The sequence below is a fragment of the Moorena sp. SIO3E8 genome, from assembly GCF_010692445.1.
Classification (GTDB): domain Bacteria; phylum Cyanobacteriota; class Cyanobacteriia; order Cyanobacteriales; family Coleofasciculaceae; genus Moorena; species Moorena bouillonii.
In genome coordinates, this window is sequence record NZ_JAAHHM010000020.1 from 1 (window position 1) to 16,179 (window position 16,179).

Consider the following 16,179-nt stretch of genomic DNA (forward strand, 5'->3'; position numbering starts at 1 on the left):
GCCTTCCCGTAGCGTGAGCAAAGGTCAATCGCTCTTTTCTACCAGTTGTCTCGAACCGTCCGCTCAAAACCTGCATCCCATCACCCAGGCATAATCAGGCTTTGAGGCACTTGTGTCCGGCAGTCAGGCCATGACTAGTGTCAATGAAGAAATCGAGCAGTTGGGCTATCCAAAACTGGAAATGGGCATCGGTATCAATACCGGTGTGGTTGTGGTTGGGAATATTGGTTCCGAAAAACGCACCAAATATAGTGTGATTGGCAGCGCCGTTAACCTGGCTTACCGAATCGAATCTTATACAACTGGTGGTCAAGTTATGATTTCTCCTTCCACTTTGGAAGAAACTGGCGAATTCTTAAGAATTGACGGTCAAAAACAGGTAAAACCCAAGGGAATTAAGCAGCCAATTACTATCTATGAAGTGGGTGGAATTGGGCATAATTATAACCTATTTTTACCCAAACAGCAAGAAACGTTTTTCGAAGTTAACCAAAAAACTAAGCTACAATTTAATTATGCTTTTCTAGATGGAAAGCATATCAGTAATTCGGTCTACACTGGGCGTTTAGTAGAGATTTCAAGTAAGGGAGCTAAGCTTAGTGCTAACAGCAGCAACAGCTCTGCTATCCCTGAGCCACTGAGTAATATTAAGCTCAACTTACTCGATCCAGATAATGTGAACCAACCCAGTGAGGACATCTACGCCAAGGTTTTAGAAAAAACAGCAGAACCGGGAAGTTTTTACATCCGGTTAACTGCTGTCCCTCCGGAGATATCAGCAAAACTAGAATCTCTCTACGAGTCAGTAATAAGGAACTGATCCTAAGTTCTCTGAAGTCTAATTTAGCCACCCTTGAGTTGGGTCAAGGGTTACGGGTATAAAAAATTACCTGGTTCCAGGCAATTTGGTCTAATTTCAAGTCTGGTTAATCGCTGCTAGAAAAACCCTGTGTTGGTTGCGGGATAATCCTTTGATCGTTTCCCTGCCACAGGAAAACGAGTCAGCGGGATTTGACATTAGAAATCCATGGCACCAAAAAATTAGCTCTCTGAAACAATTAAGCTTAAACTCAGGCTTTACTAAGGGTTAATGCTAATTCTTGTAATTGTCTATTATAGTTTAATAATTTAATCAACTTATGAAAACTACCGCTAACTTTATTAATTTATTGGCACGTACAACATGGGCACGTACAACATCAATCCTGATTGTACTGCTGTTTTGGGCACTCACCCCTCAACCAAGCTATTCTCAAGGGTTGGAATCTGTCAACGGTCAGGTTGCCGATTCTAATCATAACTCATCTGAAACCCAAAATAGTTCCCAAAATAATTCCCAAAATAGTTCAGCCAAAGGCTCACGCTTACGATTTATTCCACCAACCGATAGCGCTCCTCAAAAAAGTAATGGGTCTGGTTCACGAGGCGGATGTGAGCAGTTACCCCGTGAATTGGTGACGCTGTTAATTCCCTCAACGGAAGTAGTTGCACAGACTATATCTGGTCATCCTAGATTTTTCTGGTATTTCTCCGAACCTGTAGACGTACCAATAGTATTTATCTTGGTGGACACAGTAGAAAAGGAGATAATATTTGAGACCAGGATTGACTCAGGTCAGGTAGGGATTATTTCAGTAGAAGTTCCGGAAAACAGTCCAGAACTGATCGCAAACCCACCAGGACTGGAGGAAAAAGACAGGAAGATATACAACTGGTCTGTTACCCTAGAATGCGATCGCAAAAACCAATCTAGGACTTTCTATCATACGAGCTCGATTGAGCGGGTATCAAAATCCCCAGAATTAGAGCAAAAGCTAGCAGCTGTTGCTGCAAATACCAACAGCTCCACCTCTGAGTTACTGCATCAACAAGCAATCATCTATGCCGAAGCAGGGGCTTGGTTTGATGCCCTTGATGCCATTTACGAGGCTCAAGCTGCTAATCCCAATGACTCCTTGATTCGAGCAGATTTTATCGCTTTGCTGGAACAAGTGGGATTAGGGGGCGTGGCAAAGTAGTGGGTCATACCAAGTTGTATTCAAAGATAGTAGATTGGTTGGATAGGGAGATGGGGAGATAGGGAGATGGGGAGATAGGGAGATGGGGAAATTGGGGGAAGAGAAAGTTGTATGTTTGACCGCAACTTGGTATCAGTGTTTACTTCTGACTTCTGACTTGTGACTTCTGACTTCTGACGCTAAGCGTAGCGCTATATCACTCCGAGGAAGTCGCGCAATTCCTCAAGCAACCATATTTTCTCAACTTTGCTAAGTTTTGAACCAAATTTGTGTTGTTGGACTCCTTCCCAAATAGCACAGGTAATAGTTTTTTGACCTAGGAAATTAACACTACTATCCAGTTGAACAAATTTAAGATCTACTGTACGTCCTGTAATCTGTCGCCAGCTTAAACCAAATAAATGCCATTCTATCTTGAAGGTATATCGGTTAATTTCCAAATATATCTCACCCGCCATATCAAATAATAGTACCAATAAAAGTAGCAAAATAATCCAGAAATTAAGTAAAAATACAGTCGAAAAAACAGTTACCATTGTCCCCAGTATCCAGGAATTTATAACTTTAAGTACATAGAATATCAAGACAGCCCATAGCAAGTTATCATCCTTTAATCCACAGGGGGGAATTTTTGCTATCAAACGTTGGTGATTTTTTATCAAAATGATGCGACTACCAGCAGGTTGTTGCCGCTGTGGTATTATAGAACCGGAAAAAGAACTGGAAATTGACTGTTTTCGCCGTAAGGCATCTATCGCTTCCTCCACAGACTGGAATCGATCTTCTACAGCTGGTTCTAGTATCTTCTCTAACCAGTTAGCAAAATGCTGTGATATCTGTACTGAACCACGAAAATCAATCTTGAGTCGCTTCTGAGGTAGATCGGCAGGAGAGCGATGGGTTAACAAAAACAATAGTGTTGCCCCTAGACTATATAAATCAGAAGCACAAAATGCTTGTCCTTGAAACTGTTCTGGTGGCATATAGCCAAAAGTGCCAACAAATGTTTCCCCGTAGCTTAACGTATTACGATAGACATCTTTGACAGCACCGAAATCCACCAAAAACACGTTACCTTTGGAAGTTATAATCAGGTTTTGTGGTTTAATATCTCGGTGAATCACAGCTGGATTCAGTTGATGCAGGTACTGAAGAATGTCCAAAATCTGGAAAGCAATTTCCTTGATTTCCCCCTGACTAGGGTACCAACCCTTTTTCACTAATTCACTGAACGACTGACCCCCAACCAACTCTTGAATTAAGTAAAAACGGCGGTCATCAGCAGTGTCGATGTAAAAGTAGTCTAAGTATTTGGGGATAGCATGATAGTTGAGCTTGGCAAGGATTTTAGCTTCTCTTTCAAAAAGTTCTAACCCTTTCCAGTTTTCTAGACCGCGCAGGGAAATGGCTTTAAGGGCTACTCGCTTGTAGTTAGTTAAATCTTCAGCTTCGTAGGTTGTTCCAAAGCCACCCTGACCTAAGGGTGCAACAATGCGATAGCGGTCACCAATAATTGTGCTTGGCTGATGTAGTAATATCATTGGCTGTCTCCTAAAAATGTGATTTGTGTCAGGATTCAGCTATCAGCAGTCAGCTTTCAGCTCTAGTTTTTGGGAGCTTGTTATAGAAATTATCTATCCCATAAGGTACAAAGTGATCCCCCTAAATCCCCCTTATCAAGGGGGACTTTGAGGTTGAGAAGCGTACCTCATAAATGCTATAAACGCTATAAATTTGCAGCTTGTTAAATAAAGAGATTAATACCAATTTAATAATTTTGGATCAGCTCTGTTGCTCTCATTATTAATAGCGGTTTGGGCAGCTTTTGAAGTAGCGTGTTAGCTGATAGCTGTTCGCGCAGCGTGCGCGTAGCGCATAGGCTGATCGCTGATTACTGTAGTGAGAATTTCGGCGTTGCTGATTGGAATAAGTTCCTAAGCCTAAGCAATCATTGCTAACAATTGGCGTAGCCATGGCACCGCCTTTATCCAAACAATGTGGATGTGACGCAATTGCCATTCATCCGTAGAAGTAACGAATGTTTACTACTAGGAAATAATTAGCGATCGCGTAGCGTGGCCGTAGGCCAATCGCATAAGCGCCAAAGGCGATTGCTAATATAAGGCTTAAGACCAGATCAGGACTTACCTATTTACTTATTATTTTGAGGATCATTACTTTGGCTCCAAGGTAAAAGTGGCATCAGAAAACTCCAATCAATCACCTTTGCGCCTTTGCTAAACCTAAAAACACTCTTTTACGTGGATAGAAGTGTTTTTCCTTAGCCTGCCCAGCTTGGAGATATCAATAGTTTTACTATAGCGACAGCTTTTTAATTTGTCAACCGTACTATTCCAGATATCAGCTTAAAATCCATTCATCTATATATAGCTTAGCGTGCTGAGTATGGGATGTTGTTGGTTTTTTTGTTTTGCGTCCGCTATATATAGCAAAAGGAACAGGGAACAGCGGATCTGGAAACTTCACCTTGAAAGCCCCATCTCCCCATCTCCCCATCTCCCCATCTCCCCACACTTCCCACACTTCCCACACTCCCCCCTCTTAATTGTCTCCCCCTACTGGATTCTTATCAATCGACCGTTTCTGATTATATTCCTCAATCAATTCAGAAAGATTAGTATTTTTTTCCTTCAGAAGCTGCAGGTAATCTTCTTCCATAGCATTAGTAAGTTCAAGATTTCTCATATCTATGGCTAAATTAATCTTAAACTCAGAAAATTTGTTATGAAACGCTGCTGCATTATCATAGCTTTCCGAAGGGTTAGTTGTGGCACTTATGGTGCCGAATAATGTCCCTAATAGACTAATACAAAATATAAAAAATTTGACGATGTTTTCGGCTTGTTCATCAGAAACAAATTCTTGAATAAACGAGACCAATAAGTCATTGCCTGCCGTAATCCCTCCGATAGCTGCTAAAAAAATAGGGATAGTATATTGCAGAACAAAGAAAAGGGACAAAAGAAACTTTGAAAAAGAAATTTGAAAGTCACATCGTCTTTGGATATCCAAGAAAATCTTGTAGTAGTTAGACGAGAATATATACTTTTTTTCTTTAGGTTTTTGTACCCACACGGCTTTAAATTTTTGTCTCAACCCGACCCTAAAAAACCCAAGCATAAAACGTTTCTGGCCACGATCTAATATCAAGTCCGGTTGACTAATGATGATATCCCTTCTGGCGTACAATCCAGAGACTACTTGGGAGATAATTAACCGAACTTGATATAACTACTTACATTTACTTGGACTTTAGACAGTAACCGGACACTTACCGTGAAAATTGATCAAACTGGCTATAGCAATTCTGATCACAAGTGAGGTACACAGGATTTTTTCCTGCTCCCTGCTCCCTGCTCCCTACTCCCTAAAATCCAGGACGAAAGTACTTCACCCAATTGACACTAGATTCAAACCAATTCACCCATCACCGCTCTGCGCAAAATCTCTGTGACTTCTGTTGCTATTCTGGCATCAAGTTCCACCGCTTCACGATTGCAATCTCTTGGCTCAAGCACTTTTGCTCCCCGTAGCGCCATACTGAAGGTAATCAATTTAGCTGGCTTGAGGGAATCGTCAAGACTAGGCTTAACTAATTTAACTAGGGCGACATAAACTGCTTCGGTTCTGTTCCTAATACTGGTAACTCCGTTGCCGAGTTTTGAGATAATCACGGTTGAGTCAATCATATTCAACAAACCCAACTCTTTAATAGCTAAATCAACTAACCGAGCTGGATCGTTCCCCATTGCTCTGATGATACTTTCGAGACTATCCCACTTAACTCCTGGTAGCTGGCATGGTTCCGGTATGTAATTATGCCAACCTACCATTGAGATCATCCGATTTAAATCATAAGCCGATATAGTATTACTTTCCCATTGAGGGGGTTCAGGGTCAGCAGTTAGAATTATGCTTTTGGTTGTGCTACCAAACAACTGGGGGTACTCGATAAAGGGTTTTTCCCCATATCGGCCACGGAAAATCAGGCTATCATTGCCTGTAATCTGCTTAAGCCAATTTTCCAAGTCCATTTGAGGAGCAAAGCGCTTTAACATTGCCCCTAAGCAATTAGAACTTGCTGTATTGTAGTCATAACTGATCACATCTGTGATTAAATCACAAACGGGAATATCTCGTTGATTTCCAGCTTGGTCTGTGCCTCGAATTGTACACTTATCAAGATCGTCATTAGGAGATTTGCTATTAAGGCGAGACACGAGATTAATAATGGGTATAATCTTAGTACCACTCCAGAATTCGTCATTACTTAGGGCATTTCGTCCCAACCATTTTACCTTAAACTCTTGGTCTTCAAAACTACCAACACAGACACATGCTTCTTTGATGTCTTGATGGAGAAACTCTAACCCTTGCTGATCAATCTCTGGAAGTTGCCCCAGAATTGGATAAGGACTGAAAGTCTGATCCGCTTTAATTCCAGACACTAGATGTTTACCATCGGGTTTCTGAGTCAGGCGGGAAGGATAATCTTTAATTTGCTGTTTGTATGATGAATTAGCAATACCGAGATATAATAGTTTGGGATTATCTTCAACACCTTGATCAGCAGCTTTTAGGGATTTTTTGTAAACGTTATCTTTGCTATAATTATCCAAAGTTATCAAGACTTGAGTATCCCCAATGTCCAAATTCCACAGCACTGAATTATCGGTGCTTTTGACCAGTTGCTGATCACAAAATACTTTGAAAAAAATGTCTGGTCTTTGGTCAGCAAACAGCTCTTGAAAATAGGATTCATCGAATTCCATCCCAAAGCTGCCATGGTGATCAGTGATGGCGCTACCTACCAAGTTGTTGACAATAAGCTCTTTATCCCATGCTTCAATCCTTAGTCCTGAAACGACGCCACTGGTGTTTGAATCGATTACCCGACCTGAAATCCGAAATATTGCCATAGTAAATTCTAAGATTAAATTCAATAACTGTAGCTGATAGCTGATGGAGTAACCAAAGGAACAGCCCCTATTTGTTTTAACCTAAAGATTGATTATTTGTCTATATATAATCAGCTGTTAACCATTTAGATTGGGATACCTAAATTGCTCAAAGGGAACAGCGGATCTGGGAACAGCGGATCTGGGAATAGGCAATAGGCAATAGGCAATAGGCAATAGGCAATAGATAATAATATCATAAGTAATAAGGCCAAAAAATAGCTATGAGCTATTAAGTATTTTATATATAAAAAAACAATTAATTTAACTTAAGCAAGTTTAAGGATTTAAGATAAAATAGTAAAATGAATAATATGTTCATGACCTGATAGTTAATATCGATAACTACAACTGTAGCAGTGGTATTTGTGGGTAAAATTGCGATTACTGCTCTTTTTATTCACGGAATAATAGCGTTGATCGCAGTTATGAGGTACAGTATTCTTTGACTTTGATTCCCTGTGAGGTGCGCTTTCCTATTTCCTCTTATCTGTTCCCTGTTCCCAGATCCGCTGTTCCCTGTTCCCTAAAATCCCGAAATTCTGTACGTCATAGCTATGAGAATTGCTATATATCGACATGATATAATTTCCTTCTAACCTGTGGTGTAGAAGCAGGTTAGCTCAAGCCTATTGACTCAATATCATAAATACTAAGGAATCTATGCCCCCAGCTGTTTCCCTCCAGAACATCTACAAAATCTACGATAAAGTCCCTGTAGTCAATGACCTCTCCTTTACCATTGAATCAGGAGAGATATTTGGTTTGCTTGGTCCGAATGGTGCTGGTAAATCCACGACAATTCGGATGCTAACTACGTTAACTGAACCGACCAAGGGTCAAATTAAGGTAGCGGGTTACGACGTTGTGGAAGAAAAAGATCAGGTCAAGGAAAATATTGGTGTGGTCTTGCAGCAAACTAGCGTGGATATTGACCTGACTGTCTGGGAAAACATGGAACTCCACGCACGGCTGCATCACATTGCCAATCCTGGGCGTAAGCGGCTGATTAATCAGTGGTTAGAGTATGTAGAGCTAATAGACCGACGGGATAGTTTAGTGAAAACTCTGTCTGGGGGAATGAAGCGTCGGTTGCAAATTGCTAGAGCGCTGTTACATCAACCGAAGATTCTATTTTTGGATGAGCCTACAGTAGGATTAGACCCCCAAACCCGCCGTCGCCTGTGGGAAATTATTCGGGATTTGAATCGCCAAGGTATGACGATATTGCTAACTACCCACTATATGGAAGAAGTGGAGTTTTTGTGCGATCGCTATGGCGCTGGCAAGCCAGGACGGATCGGTATCATGGATTCTGGTAAACTAATCGAATTAGGTACATTTGAACAGTTGCGCCACCAACATGGGGAAGGATTACTGATCAAACAACTCAATGAACGCTTTGAATACAAATTTTTTCCGACTCTGGAACAAGCGAGTGGCTATCTCGAAAGTTTACCCGATAAAACTGGTGTGATGGTTCGTCCCTCCAACCTGGAAGATATCTTTGTTGAATTGACAGGACGCCAATTGGATTAGAAGCGAATTAAAACAATGCCTCGTCTAGCTACCCAAATTGAAGCGATTCTATACTTGAAGGGACAGCCGGTCTCTATAGAGGAAATCTCAGAGTATGCCCAATGCGATCGCGAAAAAGTTGCGGATGGCTTGATTGAACTGATGGCAGACTATGCCCACCGGGACAGTGCTTTAGAAGTTGTGGAAACCCCTGCTGGGTATAGCTTACAGTTACGAGCCACGTTTAGTGAATTACTGCACAACTTAATTCCCGCTGAATTGGGCACAGGTGCTTTGAGGACTTTAGCTGCGATCGCTCTTAAAGGTCCGATTACTCAAGCTGACCTAGTCAACCTTCGCGGCAGTGGAGCGTATCAACATATCCAGGAACTGGTCGAACTCGATTTTGTCCAGAAACGTAGACAAACTGAGGGGCGTTCCTACTGGTTACAAGTTACCGAAAAATTTCATCAACACTTTGAAGTTGAGCAGCTATTGCCACCCCAATAGAAGCTATGCTAAGGGTTACAAAAACTTCAAGATTCCTTTAAGTAAGCTTTTTTACTCAGAATTTCTACCGAAAAAAGTTAGATTTATCCCCGAAAGCTGATTCAGCTTATCTCACAATCGTTTAGAGTATAGAAAAGTCGAGATGAAGCAGGTCAAACCTAAAATTCCTAATGGTATTCAACCCCGATTTTCTAAGTTCCCCAGGAGCAGAGCCTCAAGCGAACCAACTGCTGCAATACCTCCAGAATCAACCTTCTGATGTTTTAGCAAGGATTGCGAAGTCTGCTAGCCCTGAAATCCAACAAATCATCTCTCAGAACGTTCAGGGGCTAGTAGGGATGCTGCCATCAGAAAACTTTAATGTTCAAATCACCACTGATCGGGAAAATTTAGCTGGATTGCTGGCGTCAGCCATGATGACTGGTTATTTTCTCCGTCAGATGGAACAGCGTATGGTTCTTGAAGACAACTTAACCAACTCCACTCCCTTACGTCCTCAGAAGCGGCCCAGTGAAAAGCGTAGCGATTCCCCAAAGCCAACTGAGTCATAATAGATGTCCTCTGGTTTAATACCTACGCTCGTTAGGTACACACCAGTGAATGGCACTATGTTCAGAATGATTAACTTGGGAAAAAGACTAAACGGAATAGGTTAAAGGGATGATACTATCACAATCTATTGTCCCTTTTTCCTTTTTAGACCCAGGTCGAGATGGATCCCAGGGGAGGATTAGCCTATAGAGGAGGATAACCGTGCATGGTAAAATTTAACTATTTCAGATAGTATCATCTCCGGTAGCATCAATAGTTTCAGATATTGTAAATCTTGGAGTAATAGGTAATGAGTAAATGGTAATTGTGATTAGCCATTACCGATTACTTATTACCGATGACTTGTTACCGATTATCGATTAGACCTAGCAACCTTAGTAGTTTTATTATACTGTTTGCGTCAATTATTCTGGCCTGATCCAAAGTTCCCTTGTCCAACGTTACCGACAACTGCGGCGAAGTTTGTTACCCATTATCCATTACCCTAACCCAAACAAAACCTTCGACGCGGAGTGGATGCACAGAACTTCAACGACCCAGCCAAATCTTAATCTGGTCAACTAGACTTGTGCCACCAAACCATAGAGCAAACAGAATTGAGATGGAGAGGCTTGCTCCGATCAGGCACACCACTAAACCGGCTAGGCTAATTGCGCCATCATCTTCAGTTAAGCCAAAACCAGTGATAAAAATTCCCATAGCTGGAACGGTATTTGTCCCTGGAATCGGAATCATCATCGAAATTGACATTAATGCGATCGCACTCCCCATAAATATCCGACCAGGCAAACTGGTACAAATATAGGTTAGGCGAGGACGGGTAACTGCCTCAATCCGCCGCAACCAAGGGAGTCCTATTTTCAGAAAACCCTGCACGGTTTCCAATTTCATTTTCCCATTCATGATCTTCTTTGGTAGCCAGGGGCGTTTGGCACCAACGATGAGCTGAATAGCCAACAATAAGATCACAATTCCAAAGGGAATCGAATAACCCGGTGCTGGAACTGGCAAAGCTGAAGGTAGAGATAGGATAACGAATATAAACCCAAAGATACGTTCCCCCGCTAGGGTCAAAATATCTGCCAGCCTTACCTGAGGCTCTTGCTCTTCCTCAAAAAAATAGCGCTGTAGTTCTACAGAGAGTTTAGCCATTTAGTAGTGATTAGTTATAAAAGTTAATATACTAATCTATACTAATCTTTCTAGCACTTACCCTGACATTACTGATAAGATTAATTGCTAGCTGTACAGCAATTCAGAAACGGTTTGTTAGCGATCGCTTCTAAGCCCACTGATTTGATCAGATCTACCCATGCTTGGGGCTGGGAATCCCGTAACTGGGCGATAGTAGTCAGAGTTTCTTGCCAAATCAGAGCATCAGCATATAGTTTGGCTTGTTCTAAGGTATTTTGCTCCTGCTCTAGATTAAGCGCTAATTCTGGACTAAGTTCAGTACGCTCTAGAATTCCTTGAACCCAATGATCTCGGCTACGCTCTTGAGGATCGCAAACGAGTACGAAAAACCACTTGTATTTCTTACCCATGGTCAGAGGTACGGTTGTCGGTACGCTCAGTTGCACAATACCGTTCGTGTTATCCAGGCTCACGCTGGTCAGGTAAACCTCTTGATTCTGGTCATCAATTAACACAAATTCTGCTTCGGAGGCTGTAGTTTTGGGAACATACCAGAACAGTGTCGGATTAGCCGCCACGGTTGTGACCAGATTATTGGCAGGCACGATAGCAGTCAAAGGGATGTCATCGCTGTCAGTACAGGAATAGCTACGAGACCCTCCTCCTGCTGTTCTTCTAGGTTCTCCTCGTTCTGGTACTGGTGGAAATTTAATCATATGTGTCCCAGCCCCAAGGGTTCTAGACGGTGATCCTCGCTCTGGTGGTGGTGGGAAGTATGCACCCACTTCATGGTGTGGGTATGACTGTGCCAGTAACTGGGGTGCGGTGAAGTCAGTTACCAGTGCAGCCGAGAGCATTGTAGTCAGCACTGCCAGATAGGTTGGAGATTGTTGCCAGATCATAATCAATAACCCTACTCATTAATAGACCTCTTGCAAAAGTCAATTTTTGCCATGTGGCTATAGTATTTATCACCCTCTTTTTAGAGATTTATGCAAGAGTCAATATAAGTTTGTTATTTTATTCTAGCTAAGTGGTTGATCTTAACTTGCCGTTCCAAACCTTTTCTATACTATATCTTATTCCTTGTCAAGGATACAAAAGTTTTTAGAGGTGCCATTTTAAATCGTTTAGGCCGGTCAGGGCAATCGATAGTCGGTCATTGTCAACTACCAATTACCCATGACCCATTACCCATTACCTAATTACCCATAACCGATTACCCAAAAAGAGATATCAGGATTATTGAACCAGTATCGTAAAGGGATTACCCTAGTTTTAGGTACCAGAAGTCCAAGAGTTGATGTACTCGATTTGGTCTGGGGTGAGGCTATCAATGTTAATGCCCATTGCTTGTAACTTCAACCGCGCAATGTCCTTATCCACTGCTTCAGGGATGGAGTGTAAACCTGGTTCAATGGATCCTTTGTTCTTGACTAGGTATTCACAGGCCAAAGCTTGGTTAGCAAAGCTCATGTCCATCACCGCACTGGGATGACCTTCAGCTGCTGCCAGGTTAATCAGGCGTCCTTCACCCAGTACCACAACGGATTTACCATTTTTCAAACAGTACTCTTGGGTAAAGTTCCGTACTTCTTTGACTTCCGTTGCCATTTCCCCTAAGGACTTGAGGTCAATTTCAATATCGAAGTGACCAGAGTTGCACACCATTGCGCCATCTTTCATGACCTCGAAATGCTCAGGGCGAATCACGTGCTTGTTTCCAGTAACTGTGACAAACAAGTCACCTAAGGGAGCAGCTTCTTCCATCGGCATTACCCGGAAGCCATCCATTACAGCTTCAATGGCTTTAGTGGGGTCAATTTCAGTAACAATGACATTAGCTCCCAGTCCCCGAGCTCGAAGTGCTGTGCCTTTGCCACACCAGCCATAACCGGCCACAACCACGTTTTTACCAGCTAACAACACGTTGGTGGCGCGGATAATACCATCAAGGGTAGATTGACCAGTACCGTAGCGATTGTCAAAGAAGTGTTTGGTGTCAGCATCATTAACATTCATTGCCGGGAATGTCAACACCCCGTCATTGAACATAGCCCGCAGACGGACAATGCCAGTGGTGGTTTCTTCGGTGGTACCAATGATATCACCGAGCTGGTGTTGGCGCTCTTTTACCAGAGTGGCGGTAACATCGCTACCATCATCGATTATGATGTTTGGTTTGTGATCCAGGGCAATTTCAACGTGGCGGTGATAGGTTTCGTTATCTTCCCCTTTGATGGCAAATACAGGAATCTCATGATCAACCACTAAGCTAGCAGCTACATCATCTTGGGTTGACAGAGGGTTGCTGGCAATCAGCAGAGCATCAGCACCAGCAGCCTTGAGTGCGATCGCTAAATGGGCAGTTTCGGTGGTTACGTGACAGCAAGCAACTAAACGAATTCCTTCTAAAGGCTTTTCTTGGGCAAAGCGGTCTCGGATTTGCTTGAGCACTGGCATCTCCCGTCCAGCCCATTCAATCCGCTGTTTTCCTTTTGGTGCCAGAGATAGGTCTTTAACTTCGTGTTTAATCCGATTAGCAGTTGCAATCATCAGGTTTTGTGTTTTAGTTAACGTTTTTTAGTTTAGCTTTGATTAGTTTAACGTGTTCTAAGAAAGTGCCACCAGATGAGGAAGCTTTATCAAAATTCTGATTCAACCCGCTGTTATTTAAGATAGTTTACATATTTCTACCATCAACGGGTGATAAACAACTCATTTCGATGTAGGAAATTCGCTATTTTTTGTCAATACCAGCAAACCATCATAGGAGTAACTACTGACCAGTAATAAAATAGTATATTTGTACTATACTAAAGATAGCGAGTTGACCGTCAGCTGATCTGATGTAAACCCCTAATCAAGGTTTTTCCCAATGAAGAAGCACTATATCCTGAGCATCAATCCCAATGCCGACTACCAATGGGAGCAGTGTACGTTAAGAGATCCCATTACGGCAGAACGACCAGACTTTGCTGGTTTGATTGCCCAAGCTGTGGCAGATCAAACTGGTTCTTATTTAGTGGCAGTTAATATTGAGGTAGAAGTATTAGAGCAAGCAGCACAGCCCCAAGCAATGAAAGTGCGGGTTGATTTGCCAGTGCTTCCTGTGGAAGCGGAACCATCAGGATTAGTAGCATGATTATACCGGATCCGATCCTGACAGAAATGTAGCTTCAACCCGCATTCAATAACCGCTCTGCTATCGGGTCGGACATGGGCTTGGTGCGGGCTTAGCTAAAACCAACCAAAAAGCTTAACGAGGCAAACCGTTCCCCGGCCCAATGATGGGATTTTCCACGGCTTCTCGGTACTGTTCAACGGCTTCAGTATAGGCAATGGGCAGAACACACTCGACGTTTTCATGGGGACGAGGAATGATCACCCAGGATTCCAGGGTAGCGCCATGGGCTTTTTCGACGGCTGCAATCCCGGCATCCATAGCTGTTTTTACTTCGGAAACATCCCCGCGAATATTGATATTGAAGCGGGCGCTACCAACTCTGATGTAGCCTACTAAGGTAACCCTACCGGCTTTAACCATAGCATCTGCTGCTGCGAGTATACCAGGAAAGCCTTTGGTTTCTAGGGATCCAACCGCCACTGTGGACATAGCCAAACTCCTTACTTTGTTGAATTTGTTGAATTATTTGGAACTCAGGAACTATTGTACGAATCTTCGCTACCGATTCTGAAAAATACTGATTAAGCGTATTAGTTTAAAATGTTCGGAACTCTTCGACTTTGCTGGTGTAGTGGATGGGCAGCACTGTGTCCACATTTTCATTAGGGTTAGGAATGATATAGTAAGCTGTAACCTCTGCACCATAGGTTTTCTCTACGGCTTCCAGACCAGCTGCTACCGCGACGTTTACCTCTGAAATTTTACCACGGACGCTAACCATAAACCGACCTTTCTCAGATTTATCATAGGATACCAGTGTGACTGCCCCTGCTTTGACCATGGCATCTGCTGCGGCTAGTACCCCTGGGAAACCTAGGGTCTCAATAGTTCCAACTGCTGCTGGCATTGTGTTCTACTCCGGTCAACACGAAAATTGGGTTAAATCTGATTGTACTGGAGTTATTAGGGAAAATATATCCTGGCTTGCCTAAAATGTTAACATTTAAAATTTAAACTATAAAATATTGAAATTTAACAATAAAATTTAACAATTAATAGAAGTTGAGTTTGGTTAGTTTTTTTAGGCTTTTGCGCACCTGTTTTTCTTTCTCCTGGAGTTCAGTAATCAGTTTTTGATTATAGGGTTCGATAATCCCTGATTCAGTTTCTGAATTTTTCCAAAGTTTACGGGCTAGTTGGAAACATAACTGACATCGTTCTAAATTTCTCAAAATTGAAGGAGTAAATTGAGCCAACAGTTCTTCATCTTTTTTGGTAAACCCCTTTAGATCGATTCTTTCATACAAGTCATCGTTTGGATGACTATTGGGTTTTAATTTATTAATTAATTGTACCACAGCAATTAAATTTTTTTGCTGATTCAACACGGGCCAAGCTAGCATAGTATAGGTTCGGTAACCGGTAATTTTGTCGATTCTTTTCGCTTCTTCAGAACGTGGGTCGTCATAGACATCAAAGGGAACATTAATAATACTTAAGGAGGTAACAGCTGCACCAGCAATTCCTTTATTTGCTGGAATATCAATGACTAGGGAGCCACCTTGACCATCATCAGCGTCAATGGAACCGAGTATATTACTGTGCTGATCCAGTAAAAAAATACTGGTACGGTCTGCTTTTAGTATGTTTCCCGCTTTTCGCGTCAGGCGAGTTAACATTTCTTTGAGGGTGTCCACTAACTCCTCTAAAGCGTCATCAACGGTGTTCACCTCTTCGATAAGTTTTGGTTTTGCGTTCCCGTAGCGTGGCCGTAGACCAATTGCATCACTGGTATCTACGGTATCTACTTCACTGGTATCTACTTGAATCTCTGAGGATTTCACCGGAGTTTCCAGTAACTCTAAACCAGCAATTTCTCGCCAGTTTAAGTGCAATGCTTGACAAATTTCTACAAAGAAAAGACCTTTAATAGGCTTCCCGATCAGAAAAAGATTAACAATGGGCAAGTCTAAATCTAATTCATTAGCTAGGTCTATATCTCTTCCCCGACGCTTACGCTTCCAAACTAATTTGACTGTTTCGAGGTGCTTAGGGTGTACATTATACAATTTTTCCATTCTTTTGTGATTTGGGGAAAGCTGCTTCTCTCAACTCCAACTGATTAGGGAGTAGCTAAAAAATAAAATACCTGGTTTTAGCTTGTGGGATAGGCCAAAAAAGTTAGTTTATTTTCATTTTTATAGATTAAATTAGGTTGCCCACCCTACTTTAATTGGTATTTTTTTTACCCAAGTCCCGGCTGTCAATCTATTGGTTTTTATCGATATTCCGGATACTTCATGTCACTGCTCTTAGTCTCTAATAGGTTGATCCCATCAGT

The 16,179-nt window shown here is 42.1% G+C and carries 18 protein-coding genes; 7 read left to right on the forward strand and 11 right to left on the reverse strand.

Features of this window, described 5'->3' with window-relative positions; genetic code table 11:
• The first annotated feature begins 130 nt into the window (after positions 1–130).
• Together F6K46_RS10615 and F6K46_RS10620 are read left to right on the forward strand one after the other, a co-directional pair.
• Complete coding sequence (locus F6K46_RS10615) at positions 131–820, forward strand: adenylate/guanylate cyclase domain-containing protein (RefSeq protein ID WP_293055922.1); 690 nt, start codon at positions 131–133, stop codon at positions 818–820.
• A gap of 319 nt (positions 821–1,139) precedes the next feature.
• A complete protein-coding gene (locus F6K46_RS10620; RefSeq protein ID WP_293055925.1) occupies positions 1,140–2,018 on the forward strand; it encodes a DUF928 domain-containing protein in 879 nt (292 codons plus the stop codon).
• Between the two features lie 191 nt (positions 2,019–2,209).
• Here the strand turns inward: F6K46_RS10620 and F6K46_RS10625 are convergent, their stop codons facing one another.
• From F6K46_RS10625 to F6K46_RS10645, 5 genes are all read right to left on the reverse strand, one after another.
• Positions 2,210–3,559, reverse strand: a complete 1,350-nt coding sequence (locus tag F6K46_RS10625) for a serine/threonine-protein kinase (protein WP_293055928.1) — start codon at positions 3,557–3,559, stop codon at positions 2,210–2,212.
• Positions 3,560–3,821: 262 nt separating this feature from the next.
• Positions 3,822–4,037, reverse strand: a complete 216-nt coding sequence (locus F6K46_RS10630; protein WP_293055930.1) for a hypothetical protein — start codon at positions 4,035–4,037, stop codon at positions 3,822–3,824.
• 342 nt (positions 4,038–4,379) lie between these two features.
• A complete protein-coding gene (locus F6K46_RS10635) occupies positions 4,380–4,571 on the reverse strand; it encodes a hypothetical protein (protein WP_293055933.1) in 192 nt (63 codons plus the stop codon).
• A 9-nt stretch (positions 4,572–4,580) separates the two neighbouring features.
• Positions 4,581–5,189, reverse strand: coding sequence for a hypothetical protein (locus F6K46_RS10640; protein ID WP_293055936.1), 609 nt, complete (start codon positions 5,187–5,189; stop codon positions 4,581–4,583).
• A gap of 260 nt (positions 5,190–5,449) precedes the next feature.
• The gene (locus F6K46_RS10645) at positions 5,450–6,958 is read right to left on the reverse strand and encodes a peptidoglycan-binding protein (protein WP_293055939.1); all 1,509 of its coding nucleotides are present in this window, start codon (positions 6,956–6,958) and stop codon (positions 5,450–5,452) included.
• Between the two features lie 484 nt (positions 6,959–7,442).
• Between F6K46_RS10645 and F6K46_RS10650 the strand changes: the two genes are divergently transcribed.
• The 4 genes from F6K46_RS10650 to F6K46_RS10665 all read left to right on the forward strand — a co-directional run bounded on the left by F6K46_RS10650 (position 7,443) and on the right by F6K46_RS10665 (position 9,576).
• Positions 7,443–7,580, forward strand: coding sequence for a hypothetical protein (locus tag F6K46_RS10650; protein ID WP_293055942.1), 138 nt, complete (start codon positions 7,443–7,445; stop codon positions 7,578–7,580).
• An 80-nt stretch (positions 7,581–7,660) separates the two neighbouring features.
• Positions 7,661–8,536: an ABC transporter ATP-binding protein gene (locus tag F6K46_RS10655; protein WP_293055945.1), complete on the forward strand. Its 876-nt coding sequence runs from the start codon at positions 7,661–7,663 to the stop codon at positions 8,534–8,536.
• A 15-nt stretch (positions 8,537–8,551) separates the two neighbouring features.
• Positions 8,552–9,025: an SMC-Scp complex subunit ScpB gene (gene scpB, locus F6K46_RS10660; RefSeq protein ID WP_293055948.1), complete on the forward strand. Its 474-nt coding sequence runs from the start codon at positions 8,552–8,554 to the stop codon at positions 9,023–9,025.
• A 170-nt stretch (positions 9,026–9,195) separates the two neighbouring features.
• Positions 9,196–9,576: a DUF760 domain-containing protein gene (locus F6K46_RS10665; RefSeq protein ID WP_070392853.1), complete on the forward strand. Its 381-nt coding sequence runs from the start codon at positions 9,196–9,198 to the stop codon at positions 9,574–9,576.
• Positions 9,577–10,105: 529 nt separating this feature from the next.
• On the opposite strand, the gene F6K46_RS10670 is transcribed toward F6K46_RS10665, so the two are convergent.
• The 3 genes from F6K46_RS10670 to ahcY form a co-directional block, all read right to left on the reverse strand.
• Complete coding sequence (locus F6K46_RS10670) at positions 10,106–10,729, reverse strand: exopolysaccharide biosynthesis protein (RefSeq protein WP_293055952.1); 624 nt, start codon at positions 10,727–10,729, stop codon at positions 10,106–10,108.
• An 80-nt stretch (positions 10,730–10,809) separates the two neighbouring features.
• Positions 10,810–11,613: a DUF928 domain-containing protein gene (locus tag F6K46_RS10675; protein ID WP_070392851.1), complete on the reverse strand. Its 804-nt coding sequence runs from the start codon at positions 11,611–11,613 to the stop codon at positions 10,810–10,812.
• Between the two features lie 376 nt (positions 11,614–11,989).
• Positions 11,990–13,267, reverse strand: a complete 1,278-nt coding sequence (gene ahcY, locus F6K46_RS10680; protein ID WP_070392848.1) for an adenosylhomocysteinase — start codon at positions 13,265–13,267, stop codon at positions 11,990–11,992.
• A 322-nt stretch (positions 13,268–13,589) separates the two neighbouring features.
• Between ahcY and F6K46_RS10685 the strand changes: the two genes are divergently transcribed.
• On the forward strand, positions 13,590–13,856 hold the full coding sequence (locus tag F6K46_RS10685; RefSeq protein ID WP_293055957.1) for a hypothetical protein: 267 nt from the start codon (positions 13,590–13,592) through the stop codon (positions 13,854–13,856).
• Positions 13,857–13,970: 114 nt separating this feature from the next.
• Here F6K46_RS10685 and F6K46_RS10690 read toward each other — a convergent pair whose 3' ends face one another.
• From F6K46_RS10690 to F6K46_RS10700, 3 genes are all read right to left on the reverse strand, one after another.
• On the reverse strand, positions 13,971–14,327 hold the full coding sequence (locus tag F6K46_RS10690; RefSeq protein ID WP_293055960.1) for a carbon dioxide-concentrating mechanism protein CcmK: 357 nt from the start codon (positions 14,325–14,327) through the stop codon (positions 13,971–13,973).
• Between the two features lie 106 nt (positions 14,328–14,433).
• The gene (locus F6K46_RS10695) at positions 14,434–14,745 is read right to left on the reverse strand and encodes a carbon dioxide-concentrating mechanism protein CcmK (protein ID WP_070392846.1); all 312 of its coding nucleotides are present in this window, start codon (positions 14,743–14,745) and stop codon (positions 14,434–14,436) included.
• A gap of 145 nt (positions 14,746–14,890) precedes the next feature.
• The gene (locus F6K46_RS10700) at positions 14,891–15,916 is read right to left on the reverse strand and encodes a GAF domain-containing protein (RefSeq protein WP_293055964.1); all 1,026 of its coding nucleotides are present in this window, start codon (positions 15,914–15,916) and stop codon (positions 14,891–14,893) included.
• Between the last annotated feature and the right edge of the window lie 263 nt (positions 15,917–16,179).